The 21,565-nt window shown below is 61.2% G+C and carries 28 protein-coding genes; 18 read left to right on the forward strand and 10 right to left on the reverse strand.

Features of this window, described 5'->3' with window-relative positions:
- Window positions 1-226: 226 nt before the first annotated feature.
- The gene (locus tag ABIE32_RS12850) at window positions 227-529 is read right to left on the reverse strand and encodes a hypothetical protein (protein WP_429016650.1); all 303 of its coding nucleotides are present in this window, start codon (window positions 527-529) and stop codon (window positions 227-229) included.
- On the opposite strand from ABIE32_RS12850, the gene ABIE32_RS12855 reads away from it, so the two are divergent.
- The 8 genes from ABIE32_RS12855 (at window position 519) to ABIE32_RS12890 (ending at window position 6,122) form a co-directional block, all read left to right on the forward strand.
- A complete protein-coding gene (locus ABIE32_RS12855; RefSeq protein ID WP_224149546.1) occupies window positions 519-1,139 on the forward strand; it encodes a MotA/TolQ/ExbB proton channel family protein in 621 nt (206 codons plus the stop codon). The genes ABIE32_RS12850 and ABIE32_RS12855 overlap by 11 nt on opposite strands.
- Window positions 1,140-1,157: 18 nt before the next feature.
- Window positions 1,158-1,577 (forward strand): ExbD/TolR family protein, encoded by a 420-nt coding sequence (locus ABIE32_RS12860; RefSeq protein ID WP_224149547.1) that lies wholly within the window; start codon window positions 1,158-1,160, stop codon window positions 1,575-1,577.
- Window positions 1,578-1,631: 54 nt separating this feature from the next.
- The gene (gene lpxK, locus ABIE32_RS12865) at window positions 1,632-2,756 is read left to right on the forward strand and encodes a tetraacyldisaccharide 4'-kinase (RefSeq protein ID WP_429016653.1); all 1,125 of its coding nucleotides are present in this window, start codon (window positions 1,632-1,634) and stop codon (window positions 2,754-2,756) included.
- 8 nt (window positions 2,757-2,764) lie between these two features.
- Window positions 2,765-2,974 (forward strand): Trm112 family protein, encoded by a 210-nt coding sequence (locus tag ABIE32_RS12870; RefSeq protein WP_429016655.1) that lies wholly within the window; start codon window positions 2,765-2,767, stop codon window positions 2,972-2,974.
- Window positions 2,975-3,179: 205 nt separating this feature from the next.
- Complete coding sequence (locus ABIE32_RS12875) at window positions 3,180-3,812, forward strand: hypothetical protein (RefSeq protein ID WP_429016658.1); 633 nt, start codon at window positions 3,180-3,182, stop codon at window positions 3,810-3,812.
- A 99-nt stretch (window positions 3,813-3,911) separates the two neighbouring features.
- A complete protein-coding gene (gene kdsB, locus ABIE32_RS12880) occupies window positions 3,912-4,712 on the forward strand; it encodes a 3-deoxy-manno-octulosonate cytidylyltransferase (protein WP_429016660.1) in 801 nt (266 codons plus the stop codon).
- 251 nt (window positions 4,713-4,963) lie between these two features.
- Window positions 4,964-5,620, forward strand: coding sequence for an adenylate kinase (gene adk / locus ABIE32_RS12885; protein WP_429016661.1), 657 nt, complete (start codon window positions 4,964-4,966; stop codon window positions 5,618-5,620).
- A 259-nt stretch (window positions 5,621-5,879) separates the two neighbouring features.
- Window positions 5,880-6,122 (forward strand): hypothetical protein, encoded by a 243-nt coding sequence (locus ABIE32_RS12890; protein WP_429016663.1) that lies wholly within the window; start codon window positions 5,880-5,882, stop codon window positions 6,120-6,122.
- Between the two features lie 93 nt (window positions 6,123-6,215).
- Here the strand turns inward: ABIE32_RS12890 and gloA2 are convergent, their stop codons facing one another.
- Both gloA2 and ABIE32_RS12900 read right to left on the reverse strand, forming a co-directional pair.
- Window positions 6,216-6,674, reverse strand: a complete 459-nt coding sequence (gene gloA2 / locus ABIE32_RS12895) for an SMU1112c/YaeR family gloxylase I-like metalloprotein (RefSeq protein ID WP_429016665.1) — start codon at window positions 6,672-6,674, stop codon at window positions 6,216-6,218.
- Between the two features lie 11 nt (window positions 6,675-6,685).
- Window positions 6,686-7,684: an asparaginase gene (locus tag ABIE32_RS12900; protein WP_429016667.1), complete on the reverse strand. Its 999-nt coding sequence runs from the start codon at window positions 7,682-7,684 to the stop codon at window positions 6,686-6,688.
- 115 nt (window positions 7,685-7,799) lie between these two features.
- On the opposite strand from ABIE32_RS12900, the gene lexA reads away from it, so the two are divergent.
- Window positions 7,800-8,528, forward strand: coding sequence for a transcriptional repressor LexA (lexA, locus tag ABIE32_RS12905; protein ID WP_224149557.1), 729 nt, complete (start codon window positions 7,800-7,802; stop codon window positions 8,526-8,528).
- Between the two features lie 128 nt (window positions 8,529-8,656).
- Window positions 8,657-9,193, forward strand: coding sequence for a hypothetical protein (locus ABIE32_RS12910; RefSeq protein ID WP_429016669.1), 537 nt, complete (start codon window positions 8,657-8,659; stop codon window positions 9,191-9,193).
- A 305-nt stretch (window positions 9,194-9,498) separates the two neighbouring features.
- On the opposite strand, the gene ABIE32_RS12915 is transcribed toward ABIE32_RS12910, so the two are convergent.
- A complete protein-coding gene (locus ABIE32_RS12915) occupies window positions 9,499-10,293 on the reverse strand; it encodes a crotonase/enoyl-CoA hydratase family protein (RefSeq protein WP_395026040.1) in 795 nt (264 codons plus the stop codon).
- Between the two features lie 592 nt (window positions 10,294-10,885).
- On the opposite strand from ABIE32_RS12915, the gene ABIE32_RS12920 reads away from it, so the two are divergent.
- Both ABIE32_RS12920 and ABIE32_RS12925 read left to right on the forward strand, forming a co-directional pair.
- Window positions 10,886-11,809: a Bug family tripartite tricarboxylate transporter substrate binding protein gene (locus tag ABIE32_RS12920; protein ID WP_429016701.1), complete on the forward strand. Its 924-nt coding sequence runs from the start codon at window positions 10,886-10,888 to the stop codon at window positions 11,807-11,809.
- Window positions 11,810-11,849: 40 nt separating this feature from the next.
- Complete coding sequence (locus ABIE32_RS12925; RefSeq protein WP_429016672.1) at window positions 11,850-12,638, forward strand: enoyl-CoA hydratase/isomerase family protein; 789 nt, start codon at window positions 11,850-11,852, stop codon at window positions 12,636-12,638.
- A 73-nt stretch (window positions 12,639-12,711) separates the two neighbouring features.
- Here the strand turns inward: ABIE32_RS12925 and ABIE32_RS12930 are convergent, their stop codons facing one another.
- A complete protein-coding gene (locus tag ABIE32_RS12930; protein WP_224149560.1) occupies window positions 12,712-13,137 on the reverse strand; it encodes a PaaI family thioesterase in 426 nt (141 codons plus the stop codon).
- 126 nt (window positions 13,138-13,263) lie between these two features.
- Here ABIE32_RS12930 and ABIE32_RS12935 point away from each other — a divergent pair, with 126 nt between their 5' ends.
- A complete protein-coding gene (locus ABIE32_RS12935) occupies window positions 13,264-13,761 on the forward strand; it encodes a flavodoxin family protein (protein ID WP_429016675.1) in 498 nt (165 codons plus the stop codon).
- Between the two features lie 70 nt (window positions 13,762-13,831).
- Here the strand turns inward: ABIE32_RS12935 and ABIE32_RS12940 are convergent, their stop codons facing one another.
- Window positions 13,832-14,704, reverse strand: a complete 873-nt coding sequence (locus tag ABIE32_RS12940) for a hypothetical protein (protein ID WP_429016676.1) — start codon at window positions 14,702-14,704, stop codon at window positions 13,832-13,834.
- Window positions 14,705-15,185: 481 nt separating this feature from the next.
- On the opposite strand from ABIE32_RS12940, the gene ABIE32_RS12945 reads away from it, so the two are divergent.
- Both ABIE32_RS12945 and ABIE32_RS12950 read left to right on the forward strand, forming a co-directional pair.
- A complete protein-coding gene (locus ABIE32_RS12945; RefSeq protein ID WP_224149563.1) occupies window positions 15,186-15,656 on the forward strand; it encodes a CopD family protein in 471 nt (156 codons plus the stop codon).
- Window positions 15,657-15,772: 116 nt separating this feature from the next.
- Window positions 15,773-15,922: a hypothetical protein gene (locus ABIE32_RS12950; protein ID WP_224149564.1), complete on the forward strand. Its 150-nt coding sequence runs from the start codon at window positions 15,773-15,775 to the stop codon at window positions 15,920-15,922.
- Between the two features lie 244 nt (window positions 15,923-16,166).
- Here the strand turns inward: ABIE32_RS12950 and ABIE32_RS12955 are convergent, their stop codons facing one another.
- On the reverse strand, window positions 16,167-16,526 hold the full coding sequence (locus ABIE32_RS12955) for a PRC-barrel domain-containing protein (RefSeq protein WP_429016678.1): 360 nt from the start codon (window positions 16,524-16,526) through the stop codon (window positions 16,167-16,169).
- 276 nt (window positions 16,527-16,802) lie between these two features.
- On the opposite strand from ABIE32_RS12955, the gene ABIE32_RS12960 reads away from it, so the two are divergent.
- Window positions 16,803-17,324: an IclR family transcriptional regulator domain-containing protein gene (locus tag ABIE32_RS12960; protein ID WP_429016680.1), complete on the forward strand. Its 522-nt coding sequence runs from the start codon at window positions 16,803-16,805 to the stop codon at window positions 17,322-17,324.
- An 85-nt stretch (window positions 17,325-17,409) separates the two neighbouring features.
- Here ABIE32_RS12960 and ABIE32_RS12965 read toward each other — a convergent pair whose 3' ends face one another.
- Together ABIE32_RS12965 and ABIE32_RS12970 are read right to left on the reverse strand one after the other, a co-directional pair.
- Complete coding sequence (locus tag ABIE32_RS12965; protein WP_429016681.1) at window positions 17,410-17,799, reverse strand: nuclear transport factor 2 family protein; 390 nt, start codon at window positions 17,797-17,799, stop codon at window positions 17,410-17,412.
- 88 nt (window positions 17,800-17,887) lie between these two features.
- Complete coding sequence (locus ABIE32_RS12970; RefSeq protein ID WP_429016683.1) at window positions 17,888-18,550, reverse strand: TetR/AcrR family transcriptional regulator; 663 nt, start codon at window positions 18,548-18,550, stop codon at window positions 17,888-17,890.
- Between the two features lie 219 nt (window positions 18,551-18,769).
- Between ABIE32_RS12970 and ABIE32_RS12975 the strand changes: the two genes are divergently transcribed.
- Window positions 18,770-19,429 (forward strand): siderophore-interacting protein, encoded by a 660-nt coding sequence (locus tag ABIE32_RS12975; RefSeq protein ID WP_429016684.1) that lies wholly within the window; start codon window positions 18,770-18,772, stop codon window positions 19,427-19,429.
- A gap of 30 nt (window positions 19,430-19,459) precedes the next feature.
- Here the strand turns inward: ABIE32_RS12975 and ABIE32_RS12980 are convergent, their stop codons facing one another.
- The gene (locus ABIE32_RS12980) at window positions 19,460-20,245 is read right to left on the reverse strand and encodes an AraC family transcriptional regulator (RefSeq protein WP_429016686.1); all 786 of its coding nucleotides are present in this window, start codon (window positions 20,243-20,245) and stop codon (window positions 19,460-19,462) included.
- A gap of 106 nt (window positions 20,246-20,351) precedes the next feature.
- Between ABIE32_RS12980 and ABIE32_RS12985 the strand changes: the two genes are divergently transcribed.
- On the forward strand, window positions 20,352-21,158 hold the full coding sequence (locus ABIE32_RS12985) for a sulfite exporter TauE/SafE family protein (RefSeq protein WP_429016688.1): 807 nt from the start codon (window positions 20,352-20,354) through the stop codon (window positions 21,156-21,158).
- Window positions 21,159-21,565: the final 407 nt, after the last annotated feature.

A 21,565-nucleotide genomic window follows, 5' to 3' on the forward strand; every position in this document is an offset into this window, starting at 1 on the left:
TACATTTTCAATAGCATATTCACCGATACCACACAGAAAGATCGGCCCGGCCACCACCATCCAGCGCCAAAAAGCAACATTGCACGCCATCACGGTTGGTTTTGTTCGCAACTTCTTCGACGCCCGCCCTTCCGGCCCCCGTCCAGACGACCTGCCATCCAGTTCCGCACAGGAGCCAGGGCAGTAGTCCACAGCAGGCAAAGCGCCAGGGTGCGTCATCTCACCGTCATAGTCTGTAGCGCAAAGCGCCGAATACAGGTACAACCAATTGATTTATATATATTTTTATCAGCTTATTTTTTAAGCAATCTAAGAAAAACCCCGTGCTTTCAGCAATTTTTCCGGCTGATGACAGATTGCCCACAAAGTTATCCACACATTCTGTGGAAGACTTGGCCCCTGGCGCCACCAATGCCCGTACCCTGTTGGCTACAGGCCGCGTCCGCCATGATTTTAGGCTGACAGCAAGCCACGTTGCGCCATAATGCATTGCTGAAAAGAACGAGCGGAGAGAGATTTTGTTTTCCATTATTCAAGCCGCAGGCTGGCCGATTTGGCCGCTGATCGCCTGCTCCATCCTGGCCCTGGCGCTGATTGTTGAACGGTTTCTGGCACTGAAGACGGCCAAGGTAGCTCCCCCCAATCTGCTGCAGGAGGCGATTTCCGTCTCCTCCACCAGCGTGCCCAGCGCGGAAGTGGTGAACCAGCTGGGACAGAATTCGGCCCTGGGCGAAGTGCTGGCCAGCGGCTTGCGCGCCATCAACAGCGAGCCCCGCATCTCCGAAGCCGATCTGCGCGCCACCATGGAAAGCGCAGGCCGCCGTGCTGCACAGAACCTCGAGAAATACCTCACGGCGCTTGCCACCATTGCGTCAGCTGCTCCTCTTTTAGGACTACTGGGAACCGTGATCGGCATGATCGAAATCTTCGGCTCGCAAAGCGGCGGCGGCAACAACCCCACCCTGCTGGCCCACGGTATCTCGATCGCGCTGTACAACACGGCCTTCGGCTTGATCGTCGCCATTCCTGCGCTGATTTTCTGGCGCTATTTCCGCAGCCGCGTCGATGGCTACCTCCTGACGCTGGAGCTGTCGGCTGAACAGTTCCTGCGCCACCTGAACAAGCTGCGCCGCGGCTGATCGCGTCAGGAGCCGCGCATGAACTTTCGCCCCCGCACCAAGGAAGAGCCGGAGATCAACCTGATCCCCTTCATCGATGTGCTGCTGGTGATCCTCATCTTTCTGATGCTCTCGACCACCTACAGCAAGTTCACCGAGCTGCAGCTCACCTTGCCCATCGCCAATGCCGAGCAGTTGCGCGACCGCCCCAAGGAAATCATTGTGGCCGTGGCGGCTGATGGCCGCTATGCCGTCAACAAGACCGCTCTGGAAGGCAAGACCGTGGCCGATATGGCAGCCGCCCTGCGCAGTGCTGCCACTGCCGGCAAGGACAGCGTGATCATCATCAGCGCCGACGCCATGGCGCCCCACCAGGCGGTCGTCTCCGTGATGGAGGCCGCACGCCGTGTGGGCCTGAACCAGGTCACCTTTGCCACCCAATCGGCGGCAGGCAAATAAACGGCGCTGCAGGTCTTCAGCAACGAAGCCCTGCAGTGCTAGCATGCAGCCTGCATGACTGCCCCCCCGCCACACGCATCCCAGCCCCTGTCCAGCCGCCCCCTCTCTGCCCGCATCACCGATGCCTGGCAGCGCAAGGGACTGCTGGCTTGCGCACTGCTGCCACTCTCATGGATCCATGCCGGCCTGGGCGGCCTGCGCCGCAGCCTCTACCGGACGGGCGTGCTCAAAAGCTGGCATGCGCCCGTGCCAACCGTGGTGGTGGGCAATGTGATCGCGGGCGGCTCGGGCAAGACGCCCGTCACCATTGAGTTGGTGCAGGCCTTGCAGGCCAGGGGCTGGCGACCGGCCGTCATATCGCGCGGTTATGGGCGAACCACCTCGGGCAACCCTGCTGCGCTGGAAGTGACCGCGCTCAGCGATCCGCGCGAGATGGGCGATGAACCCCTGCTGATTGCCAGCTGCACCACTGTTCCTGTTTTTGTAGCAAAAAAACGAGCAGATGCAGCGCAGGCAGCACTTTCGGCACATAAAGATATTGATGTACTCATCTGCGACGATGGCCTGCAACACCTGGCTCTGGCGCGAGATCTGGAGATTGCCGTATTCAACCGCCAGGGCGTGGGCAACGGCTGGCAACTGCCGGCCGGCCCGCTGCGCGAGCCCTGGCCACGCCCGCTCGATATCGCCCTGTATGCAGGCGAACCACCCGCCAATCTGTTGCGCAGCGGTGCTGCAGCCTGGCCTGTAGAGCGCCAGTTGGCCGATTTCGCCATTGCCAAGGACGGCCGCCACATTCCCCTGGCCAGTCTGCGCGGGCGCCGCATCCGCGCAGTGGCCGCCATTGCCTACCCGCAGGAGTTCTTTGCCATGCTGCATGCGGCCGGACTGTCGCAGGAGCGCAGCGACGCCCTGCCCGACCATGCCGACCTGACCGACCCCCAACTGCTGACCCGGCTGGGGCTGGCAGATTCCGCAGCAGCCGGTGCAGCACATACAATGGAGGAGCCCGTGTTGCTGTGCACCGAAAAGGACGCAGGCAAGTTGTGGCATATCGCGCCGCAGGCCCTGGCTGTGCCACTGCAGGTGGCGATTGCTCCCGCCTTTGCCCAGCACGTGCATGAGCGCCTGCTGGCCTTGCCAACCGCTCCGCACACCCCCCAACCACAGAAGGATTGATTGCCGTTATGGACCCGAAACTGCTCGAACTGCTGGTGTGCCCGGTCACCAAAGGCCCCTTGCGCTATGACCGCGAACGCCAGGAGCTGGTATCGCGCAGCGCCCGCCTGGCCTACCCGGTGCACGACGGCATTCCCGTGATGCTGGAGGTGGAAGCCCGCCCGCTGACCGACGATGAGATCGATGCCATCGCAGCAACCCCTGGCGAAAGCGTCTGACCCGCGTTCACCGCCCCCTGGCAAGCAGGCACTTGCCACTGCTGTTTCATAGGCCAATCAACGGCCTGCACCCATGCGGGAGCGTGGCCCCGGAAAATCCCTAATACACAGTTTCTTTCAGTTGGTCACAATTCGTTGACATTTTCGTGACACATCCAACCGCCCACTGATGGCGGGATGGCTTTTTCACCGACAGCGAATTGCCATGCAAACCCTCATCCTGAAAAAGACCGACAAGGGCCTTGAGGCGCTACGGGCACGCGACCCAGCCCTGCCTCCGCGCATGCGTACAGCTTTCATCCTGTTCGATGGCAACAAAAGCGTCGAACAGGTCATTGAGCTGCTCCCCGGCAACACGGGCCGCCTGCAACTGCTGGAAGATATCAAGCTGCTGATCCAACAGGGCCTGCTGGAACTGCTGCGTCCGGCCCAGGCGGGTGAAGTGGGTGGCTGGCTCAACCATCCATCCGAAGCACCCGGTGCCGCCCATGAGCCCGTTGCCCCTGCCTCTGCGGCCCCTTCGCCCTCCTTGGCTGAAGAGCGCCAGCAGGCAGCACGCCACACCATTGCACCAGCACAGGTCAGCGACCCGACAGACCGCTACATGAAAGCCTATCCAGTCGCCAGCCAGTTGGTGAGCGAGCTCGGGCTCAAGGGTTTCCGCCTGCAACTGGCCCTGGAAAAAGCCCAGGGTTATGAAGGACTGGTGGCTTTGCTGCCGCGCCTGCGCGAGGCCATCGAGGCCAAAAAGCTGCGCGCGGTCGAAAAGATCCTGCTGGCACCCGATGCCGTGAGCGTGCCCGCGAGCAATGCGCCGACGCCGGCAATCATTCCCTGACAGGAGCGCTGCCTCCGTCGCTACAATGGCCTTTCGCCTCTGGGTTGCATCCGTCGGGTGCAACCCTTTTTGTTTTGCTCCTCTCCAACCCGGCACACCATGGCAACCGTCTCCACACCTGCGCCTTTCACCGTTCTGATTCCCTCGCGCATGGCGTCATCGCGCCTGCCCGGCAAGCCTCTGGCTGATATTGGCGGTCTGCCCATGGTGGTGCGGGTGGCCCAGCGCGCGCAGCAAAGCAATGCCCAGCGCGTGGTGGTGGCCGCCGACGATGCACGCATTCTGGAAGCCTGCAAGGAACATGGCGTGCAGGCCGTGCCCACATCCGCAGACCACCCCAGTGGCAGCGACCGGCTGGCCGAAGCCTGCCAACGGCTCGGCCTCACGGGGGACGACATCGTCGTCAACGTGCAGGGCGACGAGCCATTGATCGCACCCGGACTGATCGATGCCGTCGCACAGCTGCTGACCGACCGCCCCGAAGCCAGCATGGGCACCGTGGCCCACCCCGTGGCGGATCTGGAATCGCTGCTCAACCCCAACGTGGTCAAAGTGGTGCTGGATGCCAAGGGCCTTGCAGCCTATTTCAGCCGCGCGCCCATCCCCTGGGGACGCGAGCACGTCAATGCCAGTTGGTGGAAGAACCCCAATGCCACCGGTACACCCGGCTTCGCCCCGCTGCACCATATGGGCCTGTACAGCTACCGTGCCAGTTTCCTGCAACTCTTTCCCACGCTGGCCCAGGCGCCGACCGAGCAGATCGAAGCGCTGGAACAATTGCGCGCCCTCTGGCACGGCTACCGCATTGCCGTGCACACCACGCAGGGGCAACCCGGAGCAGGTGTCGACACCCCCGAAGACCTGGTGCGCGTACGCCAGTTCTTTGCCTCCCAGATGTGATCGGGCGCCAGCCCTTGCGGACAACCCGCAGCACCAGACACCCCGGATGCAAGCGCCTCGTAAGCAAGACGGTGCATGCTGAGAACCCGTTTCAAGGCAGGGTAACATTGCACATTCGGAGACACTACATTAGCTTGCATTTTGGTGACAATCCCCTGATGCGTGATATGCTCAAGCCCAGTTTTTTTGTGTAAAAGCGGGCTTGGCGGCCCGCTTTTGCCGTGCAAGTTTTCTAATTTCCAAGGACCGTCATGAAACTGATTCTGTTGGGAGCGCCCGGGGCCGGCAAAGGCACGCAAGCCGCGTTCATCTGCCAAAAATACGGTATTCCCCAAATCTCCACCGGCGACATGCTGCGTGCCGCCGTCAAGGCCGGCACCCCGCTGGGCGTGCAAGCCAAGGCGGTGATGGATGCAGGTCAACTGGTCAGCGACGAGTTGATCATCAACCTGGTCAAGGACCGCATCGCCCAGCCCGACTGCGCCAACGGTTTTCTGTTTGACGGCTTTCCCCGCACCATTCCCCAGGCAGATGCCATGAAGGCGGCCGGTGTCAAGCTCGACTATGTGCTGGAGATCGATGTACCGTTCGATGCCATCATCGAACGCATGAGCGGCCGCCGCAGCCACCCTGCATCGGGCCGCACCTACCACACCACGTTCAACCCTCCCAAGGTGGCTGGCAAGGACGACGTGACCGGCGAAGACCTGGTGCAGCGCGACGACGACAAGGAAGAAACCGTCAAGAAGCGCCTCGATGTCTACAGCAACCAGACCCGCCCGCTGGTCGATTACTACAGCAACTGGGCCCAGCAGGACCCAGCCGCCGCTCCCAAGTACCGCGCCATCAGCGGCCTGGGCAGCGTCGAGGAAATCACCCAGCGCGCCATTGCAGCGCTGCAAGCCTGATACCCGCCTATCTGCCCTTCACTGCACGGCGATGAGAGGTTTTCAAGCCTTTCACGCCCATGCAGCAAGCGCAAGCCACTATCTTTTTGATAGTGGCTTTTTTCTTGCCCAAAAGCGGCATCGACGCAACAGCCGCACGGCAAAGCTACAGCACCGCACGGTTTCCTGCTGTAATGGGTGCTGCTCGCTCTTGATTCAAGTCAAGGGCAGATATCTCCCTCCCAAAAGCTCTCATTCCAATAAACGAGGAAAGAATCCCATGAAGTGGATCGTCACCGCCTTTTTGGCACTGGTCTTTGCAGTGCTGTCTTTCAACGCTTTCATCGGCAACAAGCTGGGCACGCACAGCGGCAACCGCATCATCGGCCTGCTCTCCGAAATCTACGGCTGGTTGATGACCTCCATTGGCGGCATCCCGACCGGATTGCTGTTTGCAGCCTGCGCCGTAGGTATTGTGGTTGCGGCAGTGCGCGATGGACGCGCCGCCCCTCAGGCGGATTGACCGGCCCGGCGAACCATTGCACGCCAGCATCCTTCCCCGAAAATTCTCGAAAGCAGGTCTGCCTGGTTCATGCTGATGGCCAGAAGCCCCCAATCACGCCTGGTATATCTCCAACGGCAAGCCATCGGGATCGCTGAAAAAGAAAAACCGCTTGCCTGTCACCTCGTCCAGACGAATCTCTTCGCACATCACACCTTGCGAAACCAGATAAGTGTGCGCAGCCTCCACCGCCTGCACGGCAATGGCGAGGTGGCGCAGGCCGCAGGCCTCGGGCCGGGACACGCGCGGTGGCGGCGATGGGAACGAGAAAAGCTCCAGTTGCCCGCCGCCGGGCACGGCAAGATCCAGCTTCCAGGAATCACGGGCAGCGCGGTATTCCTCGGCAATCACCGTGCAACCCAGGGTATGGGTATAGAACGCCTTGGAGCGGGCATAGTCCGATGCAATCAGGGCCACATGGTGCAGGCCGCTGGCCCCCAGAGGATTGCTGTTATTTACTGAAAATTGGCTTGCAGCGCCCAAGGAACAAGCGCCAACAGCTTCTTTTTTCATAGCAATCCTCATCAACGCAAAGCGCCCAGCAAGGCCAGTTGCAGGCTGACGCGTGCTTTGTAAGGGTTGAGTGCCACGGCAAGCTCTGCCCCCAGGTCGGCATGCACCGGCAGCCTGCCGCCGCTGATCACGCCTTCACTGCAGCGGCTGCTGAGCCACACGGGCACGCCCTGGCTGCGGGCACGCGCCAGGGCTGGTTGCAACGCTTCGTGCACCGTGCCGTCCCCGGTGGTTGCCACCACCAGGCCCTGTACACCCTGCGCCAGCAGGGCATCCACAGCAGCAGCTCGCGCGCCTGCGTGGCTGGTGATGATTTCTACCCAAGGCCAGGCCTCTGGCGCAGGCAAGCTGGGCACAGCGAGAGATGCCCTGGCAGTCGTCAAGCCGCCGGGCACCTGGCCGTCGCGCAGGCGCACCCCCTCACTCCCCACCCAGCCGATAGCCCCCTGCTCACCTGATGAGAAGGCCATCAACCGGTGAGGATGCGCTTTTTGCAGCCATTGGGCGCTGTGCAACTCGCCGCCACCCGTGATGGCAACCACCTCTGTCAGCAAGGGCGCACCGGCGGCAGTGCGTGCGGCTGCGGCAAGCACGGCATCCTTGAGGTTTTGGGGGCCGTCCGGCATCAGGGCATTGGCCGGTCGCATGGCGCATGTCAGCACCACAGGCTTGGGCAGGCGCCCCAGACAACTGTGCAGAAACCATGCGGTTTCCTCCAGCGTGTCCGTACCATGGGTGATGACGATGCCTGCCACGGCATCGTCGTTCAGTGCCTTGTCGCATGCATGCAACAGCGCCAGCCATACCGTGTCGTCCATGTCCTTGCTATCGATTTGCGCAAGCTGCTGCGCATCCAGGCTGCCACCAGCAGCCTTTTCAATGCCAGGGATCGCTGCCGCCAAGGCCCCGATGGAGAGCTGCGCCGCACGGTATTTACCAGGGTGCTCGGCATCTTCCGCCATACCTGCAATGGTTCCGCCAGTGCCCAGGATCAAAATTTTTTGCTGCAAGGCTTGCCTCTCCGAAAAAACTGGTTAAAAATACAGGTACTGGATTGATGTACAGGTGTTTGAATGCACAGCCCACTGGCAGTGCACCTGGCACCACAGATCACACGGAGATCTTATGCGAGACCACCCCAAACTGACCGCGCGCCAACAAGAAATTCTGGACCTGATCCAGACTGCCATCTCGCGCACCGGTGCTCCCCCTACCCGTGCCGAAATCGCCAGCAAACTGGGCTTCAAATCCGCCAACTCGGCAGAAGACCATTTGAAGGCCTTGGCCCGCAAGGGAGTGATCGAACTGGTCAGCGGTACCTCGCGCGGCATCCGCCTCAATAATGACACGGTGCGCTCCATCAATGCGGCGCGCGGCACGCGGTTTTCTTCGCCGCTGGCCGGCCTCTCCGCAGGGGTTTCCAGCATGGCAGCGAGTGTGGGCCGTATCGTGCAGGAGTTGGCGCCACTGTCGCTGCCCCTGATTGGCCGGGTTTCGGCAGGCTCGCCCATTCTGGCGCAGGAGCATGTCGACCAGACCTACAGCGTGGAAGGCAGCCTGTTCCAACAACAGCCCGATTACCTGCTCAAGGTGCGCGGCATGTCCATGCGTGATGCGGGCATCATGGATGGCGACCTGCTCGCTGTCAAATCCACACGCGAAGCGCGAAACGGCCAGATCATCGTGGCCCGGCTGGGAGACGATGTCACCGTCAAGCGCCTGCAGCGCACCAAGGACGGGATCGAGCTGCTGGCTGAAAACCCCGACTACCTGCCCATCGTCGTGCAGCCCGGCGAGCCCTTCGAGATTGAAGGCATCGCCGTTGGCTTGATACGCAACACGATGCTGATGTAGACAGCACGTCTGCCGTAAAAATGTGACCCAGCTTCAGGTAGCGGGCGCCGTGGGAACCATCTCACTGCCCTGAGGCCGGCGTCTGCCATGAGCAATCCTGCTGTCGTTCCCGTACACAAGGAGTTCCTATGCTCGTCGCTGCAGCATTGCGCGCCCTCGCGCCCTTTTCTCTCGTCGCTGGCTCGCCCATCTTCCACATGGTCAGCCGCACCCTGTCCACTCTGCCAGTGCGCCGTGGTCGCAAGGCCCACCGTGGTGCAGCCAATGATGGCCAGCATGCAGCCCAGGTGCACTGCTTTCTGTCTGCATCGTCTGCCGCCCAGCGCAGCACCACGGGACAGATGAGCCTGCTGGACGCCCCGGACGACAAACCTGTCGCTCCGGTGCAAGGCCCTGTTGATCGCCCTATTGACCGTATCCGCCTGCCGCGCAAACCCGCCAGCCGTCGCCGCACCCAGACAACTGCAGTGGCCGCCAGCGATATCTTTCTGTCGGTGCAACGCTGCAGCGCCCAGGCCGCCAATGATGCCTCCATCAAACGCTACTGGGCCAAGCCTGCCAGCCTGCAGCGCGAGCGTGGCATGCGCTGGGCGATGACCGGCTCGATGGCTGATATCTGCGCAGAATTGGAGCGACTGGAACGGCTGGAGCGTCAGCACTGCTGAGAAGCCTCAAGCGCTACCGGCAGCCACCTTTCGCTACCTGCCATCGTCTACAACCGTCCATGACAGGCTGGGCAGGTTGGCACCAAGAGACGCAGGCGCCGCGCTCTCGATTCTCATCCGTGCTGCGCTTTCCTCCCAGGCGGGTATCGCAATTGCTGCGTTACCCGCTTCGGTGCCAAGGTCTACGGGCCTCTGACCGTTTGCCTCGGTCTCCAGGCTTGCTCAACCAGAGGGTGTCCAAGAACAGATGGCCGCATTGCGCGGCCATCTGTTCTTTTTTATGTCTGTATGGTTGGCAGGCTGCTTCAACCCTTGAAATCCGGCTTGCGCTTTTCCAGAAAGGCGCTGACCGCTTCGCGGTGATCTGCGGTCTGGTGGGCCAGCGCCTGGTAGGCTGCAGATAGCTCCAGAATGGATGCCAGGCTTTGGTGCATGCCTTCGCGCATGAGCTTTTTCGTCATGCGGGTGACCTGCGGCGGGTTGGCTGCAATCTCTTCGGCCAGCGCACGGGCGGCCTGCATCAATTCGTCATGCGGTACCACCTGTGACACCAGTCCCCATTGCAGCGCGGTAGCAGCGTCGATCATGCGGCCGGTCAGCGACAACTCGGCTGCACGCGACATGCCGATCACGCGCGGCAGCAGCCAGGCGCCACCGTCGCCCGGAATGATGCCCACCTTCACAAAGCTCTCGGCAAACTTGGCCTTGTCCGACGCCACACGCAGGTCGCACATGCAGGTCAGATCAAGGCCCGCGCCCACAGCAGGGCCGTTCACGGCGGCAATCGTCGGTACCTCCAGATTGAACAGCGCCAGCGGCAGGCGCTGGATGCCCTGGCGGTAGTCCTCGCGGATGCGCATGCCGTCCACGTCGCCAAACGACTGCTCCTGCATGGTCTTGATATCACCACCAGACGAGAACGCCGGGCCCTCGCCCGTCAGGATCACGGCACGCACCGTGCTGTCGGCCCGGATCTTCTCGATGGCGGCGAGAAATTCCTCCACCGCCGTGTTGCCAGTCAACGGATTGCGACGCTCGGGCTGGCACATGGTCAGGGTGACCACATGGCCGGATTGTTCGTACTTCAAGAATGCGCTCATGGCTTGCTCCTCATGCATCGTTTGCCAGCAAGCATACGGGCAAAGCCACTGTTGCAGCACATATCAGCTGAGAGCAATTTGATATTGGACGCGACTGACAAAACGACCTAGTGTGATTGCAGGTGCAGCAGCCGTTGCTGCCCTTAGAACGTGTTTACGATCTCTACGCAGCCGCGTTGGAGTGCAATCGGGATGAGTTCGAAGCGATGGGCCGCAGCTTGCACCGGGGTGCAAGCAAGGGTCAGCGCGCAGAAATCGCCCGATTTCATTCCAACCCAGAGGGACAGTGGGCTTGGGGACGCCCGGTTAGGGGCGCCCGGCTAGGGGCGGTCTGCGTTGTTGCAAATCCTCGCAATAGCGGGGCCATTGCTGCGGTATTGCGCCTAGCAGCCCATCCCGCAAGCCCACTGTCGCGGCGCGAGGAGATCGTAAACACGTTCTTACATCCTACAGAGCAGACCACTGCCATCGCTACTTGATTCATGGCAAACAGGAGACAACCACTGTGCCCCAAAACCATTTCCGTAGCCGTTCACGGCGTCACTTTCTGCACCGTGCTTTCTGCCTTGCGGCAGGCGCAGCCACTGCCACAATGGCGCTGCACAGCCAGGCCGCCGACGCTCCGCTGCGATGGGTGGTGCCCTACCCAGCAGGCGGCGCAGCCGACCAGATTTCCCGCATTGTGGCCCACGACGCGGGGCAGGCAAGCGGCCAGCCCATCGTCATCGAGAACAAAGGCGGCGCTGCCGGCATGATTGCTGCAGAAACCGTGCTGCGAGCCCCCGCCGATGGCCAGACGTTTTTCGTCGGCTCGAACGCCCCGCTCGTCATCAACAGCGCCATCTACGCCAAGATGAGCTACGACCCGGCCAAGGATTTTGTACCCGTGGCGGGCCTGGGCAAGGCGCCGCTGTTGCTCGTCACCCGCAAGGATCTGGGTGTGCAAGACGCCAAGGGGTTGATCGCCAGGGCCCAGCAGGCGCAAAAAGAGGGAAAGACGCTCACCATGGGATCGGCCAGCAGCGGCAACATCACCCATCTGGCAGGCGAATTTGCTAGCGACCGCATGGGCTTCAAGGTAACGCATGTGCCGTTTGCGGGCAGCGCCCCGGCCATCACCAGCATGATGGGCGGCAATGTGGACATCATGTTCGACGCCCTGCCCTCGTCGATGCAGCAGGCCATCAGCGGCCGCATTGTGCCGCTGGCGGTGCTGGATAACCAGCGGTTTCCGCAGATACCGAATGTGCCCACACTGGCCGAGCTGGGCTTTGCGGGTACCGAGGCAAGTGCCTGGTTCGGCCTGGTGGCACGCCAGGGCACACCGCAGGCCGCCATCGACCGGATGAACCAAGCTGTCAACCAGTCGCTGGCCAAGCCCGATGTGCAGGAGAAGCTGCGTCGCATAGGTGCCCAGCCGATTGCCGGAAGCGCCACAGAATGGGGCCAGTTCATCACCGCCGAGCGCGAGCGCTGGATTCCCGTTGCTAAGCGCCTCGACATCAAGGCGGAATGAGCCTGCACACCACAGCCGTTTTTTCTCTCCAAGCCACGCCATGACATCCTTGACCCTCACCATGCACGGCAGTACCGCCGTGCTGACCATGAACCGCCCCGAAGCCCGCAATGCACTCGACCAGAGCATGCGCGAGGAGTTCACCCGCCTCATACCCCAGATCCGTGACGACCGCGCCATCAAGGCCGTGGTGTTGACCGGCGCGGGCGGCCATTTCTGCGCAGGTGGCGATATCAAGAGCATGCAGGCCACGGTGGCAGGCAAGCAGGATGTGTTTGACAGCCGCAACCGCATGCTGGGCCTGCACCGCTGGTTTGACGAGCTGCTCGATCTGGAAAAACCGGTCATCACCGCCGTGCAGGGCAGCGCCTTTGGTGCGGGCCTGTCGCTGGCCCTGGCAGGCGATTTCGTGCTGGCTGCGCCCAGCGCCAAGTTCTGCTGCGTATTTGCCAAGATCGGTTTCGTGCCGGACCTGGGCGCCATGCACCTGCTGCCGCGCCTGGTGGGCTTGCAGACCGCCAAGGAACTGGCCTTTACCGCCCGCGTGGTGGGTGCCGAAGAGGCGCGACAACTGGGCATGGCCTACCGGGTGACGAGCGAGGATGTGCTGGCCGATGCCATTGCCTTTGCGGAGCGCTTTGCCAGTGCACCTACCGAAGCCATTGGCTACACCAAGCGCGTGATGAACCATGCCTTTGAGAGCCAGCGCGCCGAGGTGTTCCAGCAGGAGGCGCTGGCCCAGACGCTGTGCCGCGAAAGCGCCTTTCACCAGGAGGCCATCCAGCGCTTTGTCAGCAAACAGCCCCCGCTGTACCAGTGGCAGGACTGAGCCTCAATCACTATGAAAACAATAGCTACTGGCGTTTGACAGATAAGCGCCAGCAGCCTTTTTTCTATCGAGCTCAGTATTTGACGTTCACGATGGTTGCCTGCATCAGCGCCACCACCTTGGGTGCGGCGTCGATGTCTGCGGTGTAGGCGAGCAATTCGCCGGTGCACACGGTCAGCAGCTTGCCAGCGTTCTGCACCTTGCCCACCGCCACAAAGTGCTCGCCAATGGCCGGGCGCAGCAGATTGATCTTGAATTCGGCGGTGACCACCTCGTACCCCGCAGGCGCCTTGGTAAGTGCCGCGTAGCCAGCGGCGCTGTCAACCACACTGGTCACCGCACCCGCATGCAAGAAACCGTGCTGCTGCGACAGGGCCTTGCTATAGGGCAACGCAATCTGCACCTCCCCATCGCTCACCTGCCGAAGACTGGCCCCCAGGGTGTGCATCAGCCCCTGGGCATGAAAACTGGCGGCAACGCGGTCAAACATTTCGCTCATGGAAGTCGGTCCGAAGGAATGAGAGGGCCAATCTACCATGCGCTACCACGCAGACGGCAACACCGCGTCGTGCACATGACAAGGCACGGGCCATGCCGGCGCCAGCTTTGCCGCTATGCTTGCGCCATGGCTGCTCCTCAATTGCTCATCGTCTACCACACCCTCACCCAGGGCACGCTTCAGATGGCGCAGGCCGCGTGCGACGGTGCTCTGGCAGAAGGCGGCGTGGATGTGCGCCTGCTGCACGCGCAGGCCACCCAGCCCTCCGATGTGCTGGCCGCCAATGCCTATGTGTTTGCCACGCCGGAGAATCTGGCAGCGATGAGCGGCATGATGAAGGATTTCTTTGACCGCTGTTACTACCCGGTGCTCGATCGCATCAATGGCCGTGCCTATGCAAGCCTGGTGTGCGCGGGCAGCGATGGCCACGGCGCCGCGCGCCAGATCGAGCGCATCGCCACAGGCTGGCGGCTCAAGCCGGTGGCCGAGCCGTTGATCATCTGTACCCATGCACAGACGCCCGAAGCGATACTGGCCGCCAAGTACATTCCCGATACCGATCTGCAGCGCTGCCGCGAACTCGGCGCCGCGCTGGCGGCAGGCCTGGCGCTTGGCGTTTTCTGAGCCGGCTTCTACATTTTCCATAGCAGCCTGCGTACATCCATCTATCGCTACAGGCAGTTTCCGCTCAGATTCACAGCAGGCTGGGGCCGATCCAGAGCCCACTGCGCAAGCGCGCGGGCGGACTGGGCGCCCAGACCTGGCCGCTCACTTCCCAGCTGTCCTCCTGCACATTGAGACCTGCAAACACGCCGTAACCATCGCCTGCGCAGATGGCGTCACCTGCGGCCAGGCTCTCCCCGGCCTTGATGGCGCCACTGGCGTGGATGTGTTCGCCCGCACGAATACCCCAGCCGGCATCAATATGCGACACCCCTTCAATCGCGCCGCCCACTGCAATACCATGACCCGCGCGCAGAGGGCCCGCCCCGGTCAGATGCCCGCCCACCCGCAGGTTTTTCTCGCAATGGAGGCTGTCGCTTGCAATCACATCCTGCCCGACCATGGCCGAGCCGCGCACGCTGATCGCACCATGCGCCACCAGATCCCAGGCCACGCGCAGATCGCCGCCGACAGTCACGCCCTGCTGCACATCCACGCCCCAATCGGTGCGCAGATGGCCGCCGCACTGCAGCCTGCCCCCCGCAAAGATGTTGGCACCCGCGCGAATGTCCTCACCCACCACCAGATCGCGGCCACAGCGCACGCCTCCCCCCGCCTGCAGGGATCGGCCTACGTGCACCGCACCATCCACCTCCACGCCACCACGCACCTGCACGCTACCGGCAAACACGATGGCATCGGCCTCCAGCCGGTCCAGTTGCAGCACGGCATTGGTGGGGCCAAAATTGTTCAACAGCCATAGCGCATCGTCCACGCGGCCAGCGGCCACCAGGGTGTCCAGCGCCTTCTGGTAACTCACGCCATCTTCGATGTTGCGCACGAACCAGCGAAAACCCATTGCACAAGGGCTCTTGGAGCGTAGAAACTGCTTGGTAAATTCCATGGATTGGTCCATGACGGTCTTCCCCTTCCGTGTGACGGCGCAGCGCGTGGTCACGAGCTTGTTCCATGGCCGGGCGCCTGGCAGGCGAGCAGCCGCGATCGCGCGGGATAGAAGCCCGGCGATACTGCGTTTGCGCAAATAAGTGTGGGGGTTATCGCCGGGCGGGGGAATGTGCGACGGGCTTGTAATTCATCCCGCGCAGCACGGCGCCTCCAGGCAGGGCAACTGGCGCGTGCAGGCAGTGCGTGGAGGCAGAAGACAACATGCGGCGCATGGTAGCAGCCAGCCAGAGCGCCAGCAAATGCCCGCAACCATGTCGCACGATGCAGCGTGGTCTTTGGCCAGACAGGTTCTGCCCTCGTCCGCCCTGTTTTCGCCTGGGACTGTAGACAGCCTGCATGACTAAACGATCAACAGCTCAACAGACAAGGCAGGTACGATACAGGCCAACGTCCGTCCTCCTATTCCTATACCGCCCCCTATGATCTACATCATTCTCAAAACGCTTCACCTGCTCGCCCTCATCGTCTGGCTGGGTGGCATGGCATTCGCCCATTTCTTTCTTCGGCCTGCAGCAGCGCAGTTGCCGCCGCCCCAGCGCCTGCCGCTGATGCGCGATGTGCTGCAGCGCTTTTTTGCCGCCGTTCTGATTGCCATCGTGCTGATTCTGGTCAGCGGTCTGGGCATGATTGGGCTGGTGCACCAGATGGCCGCACAGGCTGGCGCCAAGGCACCCATGCCGGTATCGTGGATTGTGATGGCGGTGCTGGGACTTGTGATGATGGCGGTGTTCGGCCATATCCGATTTGCACTGTTCAAGCGGCTCAACGCCGCCGTGGACGCCAAGGACTGGCCGGCTGGAGGCAAGGCCATGGACCAGATCCGCAAATGGGTGGCCTTGAACCTCGCCCTCGGTACTGTGATTGTTGTGACTTTACGACTCCCTTTTTGAGAGCCTTTTCATACGCTGTAGGTGCAGTCCCAGCCCGGATTGCGGCAAATACTGATGGGCAAGCCGTTCCTGATAGGTGACAGTAGGCATTGCAGCCTATTCCCTCAGGAGGCCCTATGACACCGATGCTCACCATGCCAAGCCGCCCCTTGCTTGCCAAGCCGGGCGAAAAAAGTCTGCGTTACACCAACAAAGACAATACGGACATCCGCAAGACCTTCGAGAAGGCAAGGCGTGTGCTGGCACAGCAGCACAGCAAGCATTGAAGGCGCTGGCGTCCCTCGTCCTGCAAAAGCCTGACCTCTTGCCTGTCCCCCTACGCCGCGCCCTCTTGCGCGGCGTTTTTCCGGGTACGCCTCCACTGCAAAAATCATTGTTTCAAGCTTTGGGCGCTTGACTGATCTGCGCAGACCGCTATCAAAATAGGATCTACACCGCAGAAAGCGATACCCATGAATAAGCCACCCGAAGGTGGCTTGCGCTCTGCCGAAATGGGCGATGGACGTCAGATCAGTAGATCCAGGGCACGCCGTAGTAATCGTGCACCTTGCGGCCGTATTCATCAGAGTAGTCCTGCGTCGTCTCTCGCCCATAACGCGGCGCGCCTTCCAGTTGCTCGCGCGTCAAGGTCACCACATAGCCACCCAGGTCGGTGTCGTACTTCAGGGTTTCCCAGGGCAGTGGGTAGACATCGGTGCCCATGCCCAGAAAACCACCAAACTCCATGACGGCGTAGCGAACCTTGCCTGAAAGCTTGTCAAGCACCAGAGACGCAATCGAGCCCAGCTTTTCTCCATTGGGATTGAACACGTTCGTGCCATGAACCTTGTCCGAAGAGATGACGCTGGATGCGGTGTGAACGGTATCCATGTTGTCCTCCTTTTTGGGAAGCGTTGAACAAAAGACAAAGCATTGCGGGCCTTGCGGCCGCTGCAGTCAAAACCATTGCTTTGCCCTAGTATCCATGCTACGTGCCTGTGTGGCACGGCGGGGTAGTCGAGCCTGTTGCACACGGGTAGGACATGCCGCGCAACGGTCAAGACCTGCTACACATACATACGTTTCCAAACAGGCGGCTGGAATCGGGCGGCGCTGCTCCAGCCGCTCTTTCACTAGAGAATTTTCCGCTCGCCCACCACAAACGCGGTGATTTGGGACAGAAAGGTCTTTGCATGCGCCATCGTCTTCCTGCCCGCTTGGGAGTTGAATGCTGCTTCGAGCGTTGCCACGTCCTTGAACCATAGCTCGACGATTCACACCAACATCCGCACGGGAACCGTCATGTCGCTGGCAGGCACCGCGACGGGGCGCCTTTTTGCAGCCTACCTGCCCGCCAAGCTCATCGAGGAATCGCTGCTGGAAGATGAACGGCGCCTGGGGCCCGATATTGCGGCCTCGATTGACCGGGACGAGTTGCAAACGGTGGTGAGCGAAATCCGCAAGCACGGCACTTCTCGCACCATCAACAACCCGACGCCCGGCGTGTCGTCCTTCGCGGCGCCCGTCTTCGACTACTCGGGCAACATTGTTCTGGGTATCACGCTGATGGGTCGCACCCGCTCTTTCGATACCGACTGGGAGGGCAAGGAGGCCGCCGCAGCCAAGGCTTGCAGTGAAGAGGTTTCTCGCCGGCTAGGCCACCATCGCGCCAGCGTGCTCTTTCGTTGATACCCGGACGACAGTGCCGAAAAGGAAAAAGGCGCCCCGGCCATGAAGCCGGAGGCGCCTTCTTTCATACACCCGCTGCCCGGAGCTATACACGCGGCAGGTATGTCTCTTTCCAGAGCGCAACCTTGCCCTTGTCGTCGAACCGCATCAACAGCATTGCAATGAAATGCTCCTGGCGTCCGTCGGTATGGGCAATCTGCACAGCCATATCGAACGCCACCGCGTCATCGTCGGCCACGGTGTGAATGATCTGGTACTCGATCCCTGCCATCGACGCCCGCATTCCATTGAGGAACTCCAGGTAGTTGCTGGGGTTGGCCTGGTAGTGTCTGCCATTGGGTTCGACAATGAAATCCTCCCCAAAGCACTGACTGACCATCGCCTCGGTCAGTGATGCATCGTGCCGTAGGTAGGTTCGGTTCCAGTCCAGCACTGCATGGGCCAGCTGGATGTTCTTCTCTCGTTTTTCACTCATTGCCAAAGAATACAGCACCGGCACATCCATTGCATGCAGACATGAAGATCTCCGCCGGTATGCCTTGGCCATGGGCTCGGCCAGGATGCTAGGCGTCCCTGCAAGAGTCAGGTGACTTGAGCCTAGGCCGCTCCCTGCTGCTGCCATGGAGGTAGCCAGCCAGCATGTCGATGATGGCCTGCTCGGTCTTCTCGATCGGATGTGGGGCGCCTGGCGGAATGACCGCAGCATGGATCAGTGATTCCATGCTCTGCAGAATTATCCAGGTTGCGAGATGCAGATCCTGCGGCACCAACTCGTTCCGGTGGTCTTCCAGCAACTGGCGAACGCGCTTGTGAATGCTTTGATCGGCGGGGCTCTGGTCCGACGGTGCATCGAAGAATGGAAACTCCTTCTCCAGCACGCGATGCAGCTCTGGCGCCACCTGATGAGCTGCCACCCATGCGCGCACGATGGCGGCCAACTGCGCTCGCAGACCCAGCGATGGCGTCCTTGCCAGCACTGTCTCCATTGCCGCGTGCATTTCTACAGCATGCCGCTCATGCAGTGCGGTGATCAGCGAATCCTTGTTCGGGAAGTACTGGTACACGGAACCTACGCTAACACCTGCGCGCTCGGCGACCAGATTCGTGTTGGTTCCAGCATAGCCACGTTCGCTCAAAACGCGAGCCGTTGCCTCCAGAATGGAATCCACCAAGGCGCGAGAACGGCTCTGGCGAGGAATACGCCGGGGTTGCGGCAAGTCAGGCATGGCGCTCTCCAAACGCGAGTTTTCAACATGAGCTATCACTCATATTATTTCATATATCGAGCAAATGCTCATATTTGGAGTAATCGATGCTGAACCGCATCCATGCCACCGACAACAACCTCTCGCATGCAGGAGTACGCCATGCTTGAGACTGTTTCCAAGCCACACACCAAAAAAGCCCTGGGAATTGTGCAGGCCGTCCATTCCATTACGCCACATATGCAACGAATCACGGTGGGTGGCGAAGGAATGGCCGAGCTTCTCGACACCGAGGGCATCAACGACCCTGCGGCCTGGGTCAAGGTCTTTCTTCCTTCTGGCGAGGGGCGCGCCTATACCGTGCGAAGCATTGATTTCGCAGCGGGCACCCTGGATCTGGATTTTGTACTGCATGGCGCAGATGCCGACTCCGGCCCCGCCTCTGCCTGGGCCTCTCACGCATCGGTTGGCGAACACCTGGGGATTGCGGGGCCACGCAGCGGCGGGTTCCTTCTGCCTGGCAATGCAAGCTGGGTCATGCTGGCGGGAGACGCAACCGCCCTGCCCGGCATTCAGAGCATTGCCAGCCGATTGCCCGCTGATATCAACGTAAAGATCTATGCGGAGGTGTCTTCGCCGGAAGATCAGCAGCCAATCGACAGCCCGGCCAAACTGCGCACCCAATGGATCCAAGCACAAGCGGAGCACGGCCTCTCCCTGTGCCAGTCGCTGTTGCACCGCCCATTGCCGACAGGGGCCGGTTATATCTGGATAGCGGGAGAATCGGCTGCCATCCGGAGACTGAAAATGCACTACCTGCAGGAGCGGGACATTCCTCGCCACTGCCTCAGCGCCAAGGGATACTGGAAAGCCGGAGAGGCCGATCACCGAGACGCATAGCCGCAGCGACGCCGCCCGCCCCCCTGGAGCTCACGGATTCGGGTCTGAAGGTGCCGACCGGATGAAATCGCTCGGCACCCGCCCGAGCCGCTTGCGGAACATGGTCGAAAACGCACTGGGACTGTCGTAACCCAGATCAAGTGCTACCTGCGTAACCGATTGCCCCGCCGTCAACCTGGGCAGAGCAGCAAGCAAACATGCCTGCTGCCTCCAGGCACCAAAGCTCATTCCGGTCTGCAGCCTGAACAGCCTCGTGAAAGTGCGCAAGCTCTTGTGCAACTGATCTGCCCATTCCTGCGGCGCCACCTGAATGCACGGAGATTTCAGGAACGCCTTGCACAGCCCGGCAAGCGCCCCATCCTGTGGAATCGGTGTATATAGCGGCATGGTCTGCGCCAGACGCACCTCGTGCAAAAGCAGTTGGGCCAATGCGCCGTCTCGCCCCTGCTCGTCATAGAGTGCAGGCATGGCAAGCGATGCCAGGAGCAGCTGATGCAGCAGCGGAGTGATCACCAGGGCCTCGCAATGCGCGCCCGCTCTCGGAGCGGCACCAGGTTCGATATAGAGGCTGCGCGTGCTGACGCCCTGCATACGTACCCGATGCCGCTTGCCCGCAGGAATCCATACCCCGCTGTAGGGGGGAATGACCCACGCGCCATCGTCGGTTTCCACCTCCATCAACCCTGACATCCCATAGAGCACCTGCGCACGACGATGGGTATGGGTGTCCAGCAGCGTGCCGGGCGGATAGTCAGTGCCAATGGCCAGCAAAGGCCGCGCCACTGCATCCACGGAATCAAGAGGAATGTTGTGCATCGGAACAGTCTGGCCTAAAAGCAAGGGTCATTGACTCATTATCGAATGCCAGCCAAACCACTTCTTTCTATCGTGGAGCTTTGCAACATCTCGATGACTGCCTCCCATGTATTTTCTGATCTTGTTTTTTGGTGTGCTCGCTGGCGTTACTACCGTCTTGTTTGGTTTTGGAGGCGGCTTTGTCGTCGTTCCTGTCCTGTACTCGGTACTCTTGGCTGTGTATGGCGCCGATAGCGAAATGGGCCGGGCCGCCATGCATGTCGCCGTCGCCACCTCTACCTGTGTGATGGTTTTCGGGGCTGGAATGGCTACGCTGCGGCACCACAAGGCACGCACCGTGCCATGGAGGCAGGTGCGCCCACTCATGGGCTACATCGCCCTTGGCGCGGTGCCCGGCGCCATTGCCGCGCTTATGCTGAGCGGTAGCTGGGTGCGCTGGGCGTTCATCATTTATCTAGGGCTGACCATTCTCGACAGCCTCCTTCGCCCCGGCTTCACCCGGGGTGCCGCACTACAGATTCGCCCTCTGGAAAAATCCGTAGCGGCCATGGCCGGCCTGTCGATTGGCGCAATCGCGGCGTTTCTGGGTGTGGGCGGAAGCGTGATGACGGTTCCGCTGATGCGCCGCCGCGGTGCCAGCATGACGGCAGCAACAGCTGCCGCCAATCCACTGTCGCTGCCGATGGCCATCGTTGGCTCGGCCACCTATGCATTGCTCGCATGGCGTGCAGCTGCGCTGGGAGCATGGCATGTCGGTTACATCGATGTGCGTGCATGCATGGCTTTGGTACTGGGATCGTGGGTTGGCATTCGGCTGGGCTCGCTATGGATCGGCAAGATTCCCGACGGCATCCACGCCAAGGTCTATGTTGCCTTGCTATGCACGGTTCTCCTGGTGATGCTGGCAAGCTAGCTCGGTGTGCCACAGCCAATCAGTCTATGGAGGCAGACCCGTCTGCTGCGCCACCTTTGCTGAAGGAGCCTCCGCCGTCTCGCTAAGCGCCGGACTTACCCCAATTTCCCAAGAGCCGCCGATTCACCCATCTTCTCCCCCGTATTGTTTGTAACTATCGATGATACAAACGCAGAGCCATCCTCTATACTGGAGTCTCTTCATGGACAGACTTTGGCCCGCCTCTGGCGGGCTTTTCTTCGTTCCAAGCCCCCCTTTCTGACGTATGTGACCCGTCCTGAATTGGGTTGACACCTTTCTTGGTTCTGTCAAGTGGCCTTGTTGCATAAATCGGTTTGGGACTGAGTCTCCCCAAACCCCAGACGTAGTTATGCCACGGCCACCGTTTGGGGCGTGCCCAGCTCGGT

This window comes from Comamonas sp. 4034, from assembly GCF_050434545.1.
Taxonomy (GTDB): Bacteria; Pseudomonadota; Gammaproteobacteria; order Burkholderiales; family Burkholderiaceae_C; genus Comamonas; species Comamonas odontotermitis.

Coding starts and splice junctions, on each gene's coding strand:
- ABIE32_RS12970 (WP_429016683.1), bottom strand. CDS start 18,550: ATGCCTGACTTGCCGCAACCCCGGCGTATTCCTCGCCAGAGCCGTTCT.
- ABIE32_RS12915 (WP_395026040.1), bottom strand. CDS start 10,293: ATGAGCGCATTCTTGAAGTACGAACAATCCGGCCATGTGGTCACCCTG.
- ABIE32_RS12890 (WP_429016663.1), top strand. CDS start 5,880: ATGAAGTGGATCGTCACCGCCTTTTTGGCACTGGTCTTTGCAGTGCTG.
- ABIE32_RS12920 (WP_429016701.1), top strand. CDS start 10,886: ATGGCGCTGCACAGCCAGGCCGCCGACGCTCCGCTGCGATGGGTGGTG.
- lexA (WP_224149557.1), top strand. CDS start 7,800: ATGCGAGACCACCCCAAACTGACCGCGCGCCAACAAGAAATTCTGGAC.
- ABIE32_RS12910 (WP_429016669.1), top strand. CDS start 8,657: ATGCTCGTCGCTGCAGCATTGCGCGCCCTCGCGCCCTTTTCTCTCGTC.
- ABIE32_RS12955 (WP_429016678.1), bottom strand. CDS start 16,526: ATGGATACCGTTCACACCGCATCCAGCGTCATCTCTTCGGACAAGGTT.
- ABIE32_RS12950 (WP_224149564.1), top strand. CDS start 15,773: ATGACACCGATGCTCACCATGCCAAGCCGCCCCTTGCTTGCCAAGCCG.
- adk (WP_429016661.1), top strand. CDS start 4,964: ATGAAACTGATTCTGTTGGGAGCGCCCGGGGCCGGCAAAGGCACGCAA.
- ABIE32_RS12935 (WP_429016675.1), top strand. CDS start 13,264: ATGGCTGCTCCTCAATTGCTCATCGTCTACCACACCCTCACCCAGGGC.
- kdsB (WP_429016660.1), top strand. CDS start 3,912: ATGGCAACCGTCTCCACACCTGCGCCTTTCACCGTTCTGATTCCCTCG.
- ABIE32_RS12940 (WP_429016676.1), bottom strand. CDS start 14,704: ATGGAATTTACCAAGCAGTTTCTACGCTCCAAGAGCCCTTGTGCAATG.
- gloA2 (WP_429016665.1), bottom strand. CDS start 6,674: ATGAAAAAAGAAGCTGTTGGCGCTTGTTCCTTGGGCGCTGCAAGCCAA.
- ABIE32_RS12875 (WP_429016658.1), top strand. CDS start 3,180: ATGCAAACCCTCATCCTGAAAAAGACCGACAAGGGCCTTGAGGCGCTA.
- lpxK (WP_429016653.1), top strand. CDS start 1,632: ATGACTGCCCCCCCGCCACACGCATCCCAGCCCCTGTCCAGCCGCCCC.
- ABIE32_RS12945 (WP_224149563.1), top strand. CDS start 15,186: ATGATCTACATCATTCTCAAAACGCTTCACCTGCTCGCCCTCATCGTC.
- ABIE32_RS12930 (WP_224149560.1), bottom strand. CDS start 13,137: ATGAGCGAAATGTTTGACCGCGTTGCCGCCAGTTTTCATGCCCAGGGG.
- ABIE32_RS12925 (WP_429016672.1), top strand. CDS start 11,850: ATGACATCCTTGACCCTCACCATGCACGGCAGTACCGCCGTGCTGACC.
- ABIE32_RS12985 (WP_429016688.1), top strand. CDS start 20,352: ATGTATTTTCTGATCTTGTTTTTTGGTGTGCTCGCTGGCGTTACTACC.
- ABIE32_RS12850 (WP_429016650.1), bottom strand. CDS start 529: ATGGAAAACAAAATCTCTCTCCGCTCGTTCTTTTCAGCAATGCATTAT.
- ABIE32_RS12860 (WP_224149547.1), top strand. CDS start 1,158: ATGAACTTTCGCCCCCGCACCAAGGAAGAGCCGGAGATCAACCTGATC.
- ABIE32_RS12965 (WP_429016681.1), bottom strand. CDS start 17,799: ATGAGTGAAAAACGAGAGAAGAACATCCAGCTGGCCCATGCAGTGCTG.
- ABIE32_RS12870 (WP_429016655.1), top strand. CDS start 2,765: ATGGACCCGAAACTGCTCGAACTGCTGGTGTGCCCGGTCACCAAAGGC.
- ABIE32_RS12980 (WP_429016686.1), bottom strand. CDS start 20,245: ATGCACAACATTCCTCTTGATTCCGTGGATGCAGTGGCGCGGCCTTTG.
- ABIE32_RS12975 (WP_429016684.1), top strand. CDS start 18,770: ATGCAACGAATCACGGTGGGTGGCGAAGGAATGGCCGAGCTTCTCGAC.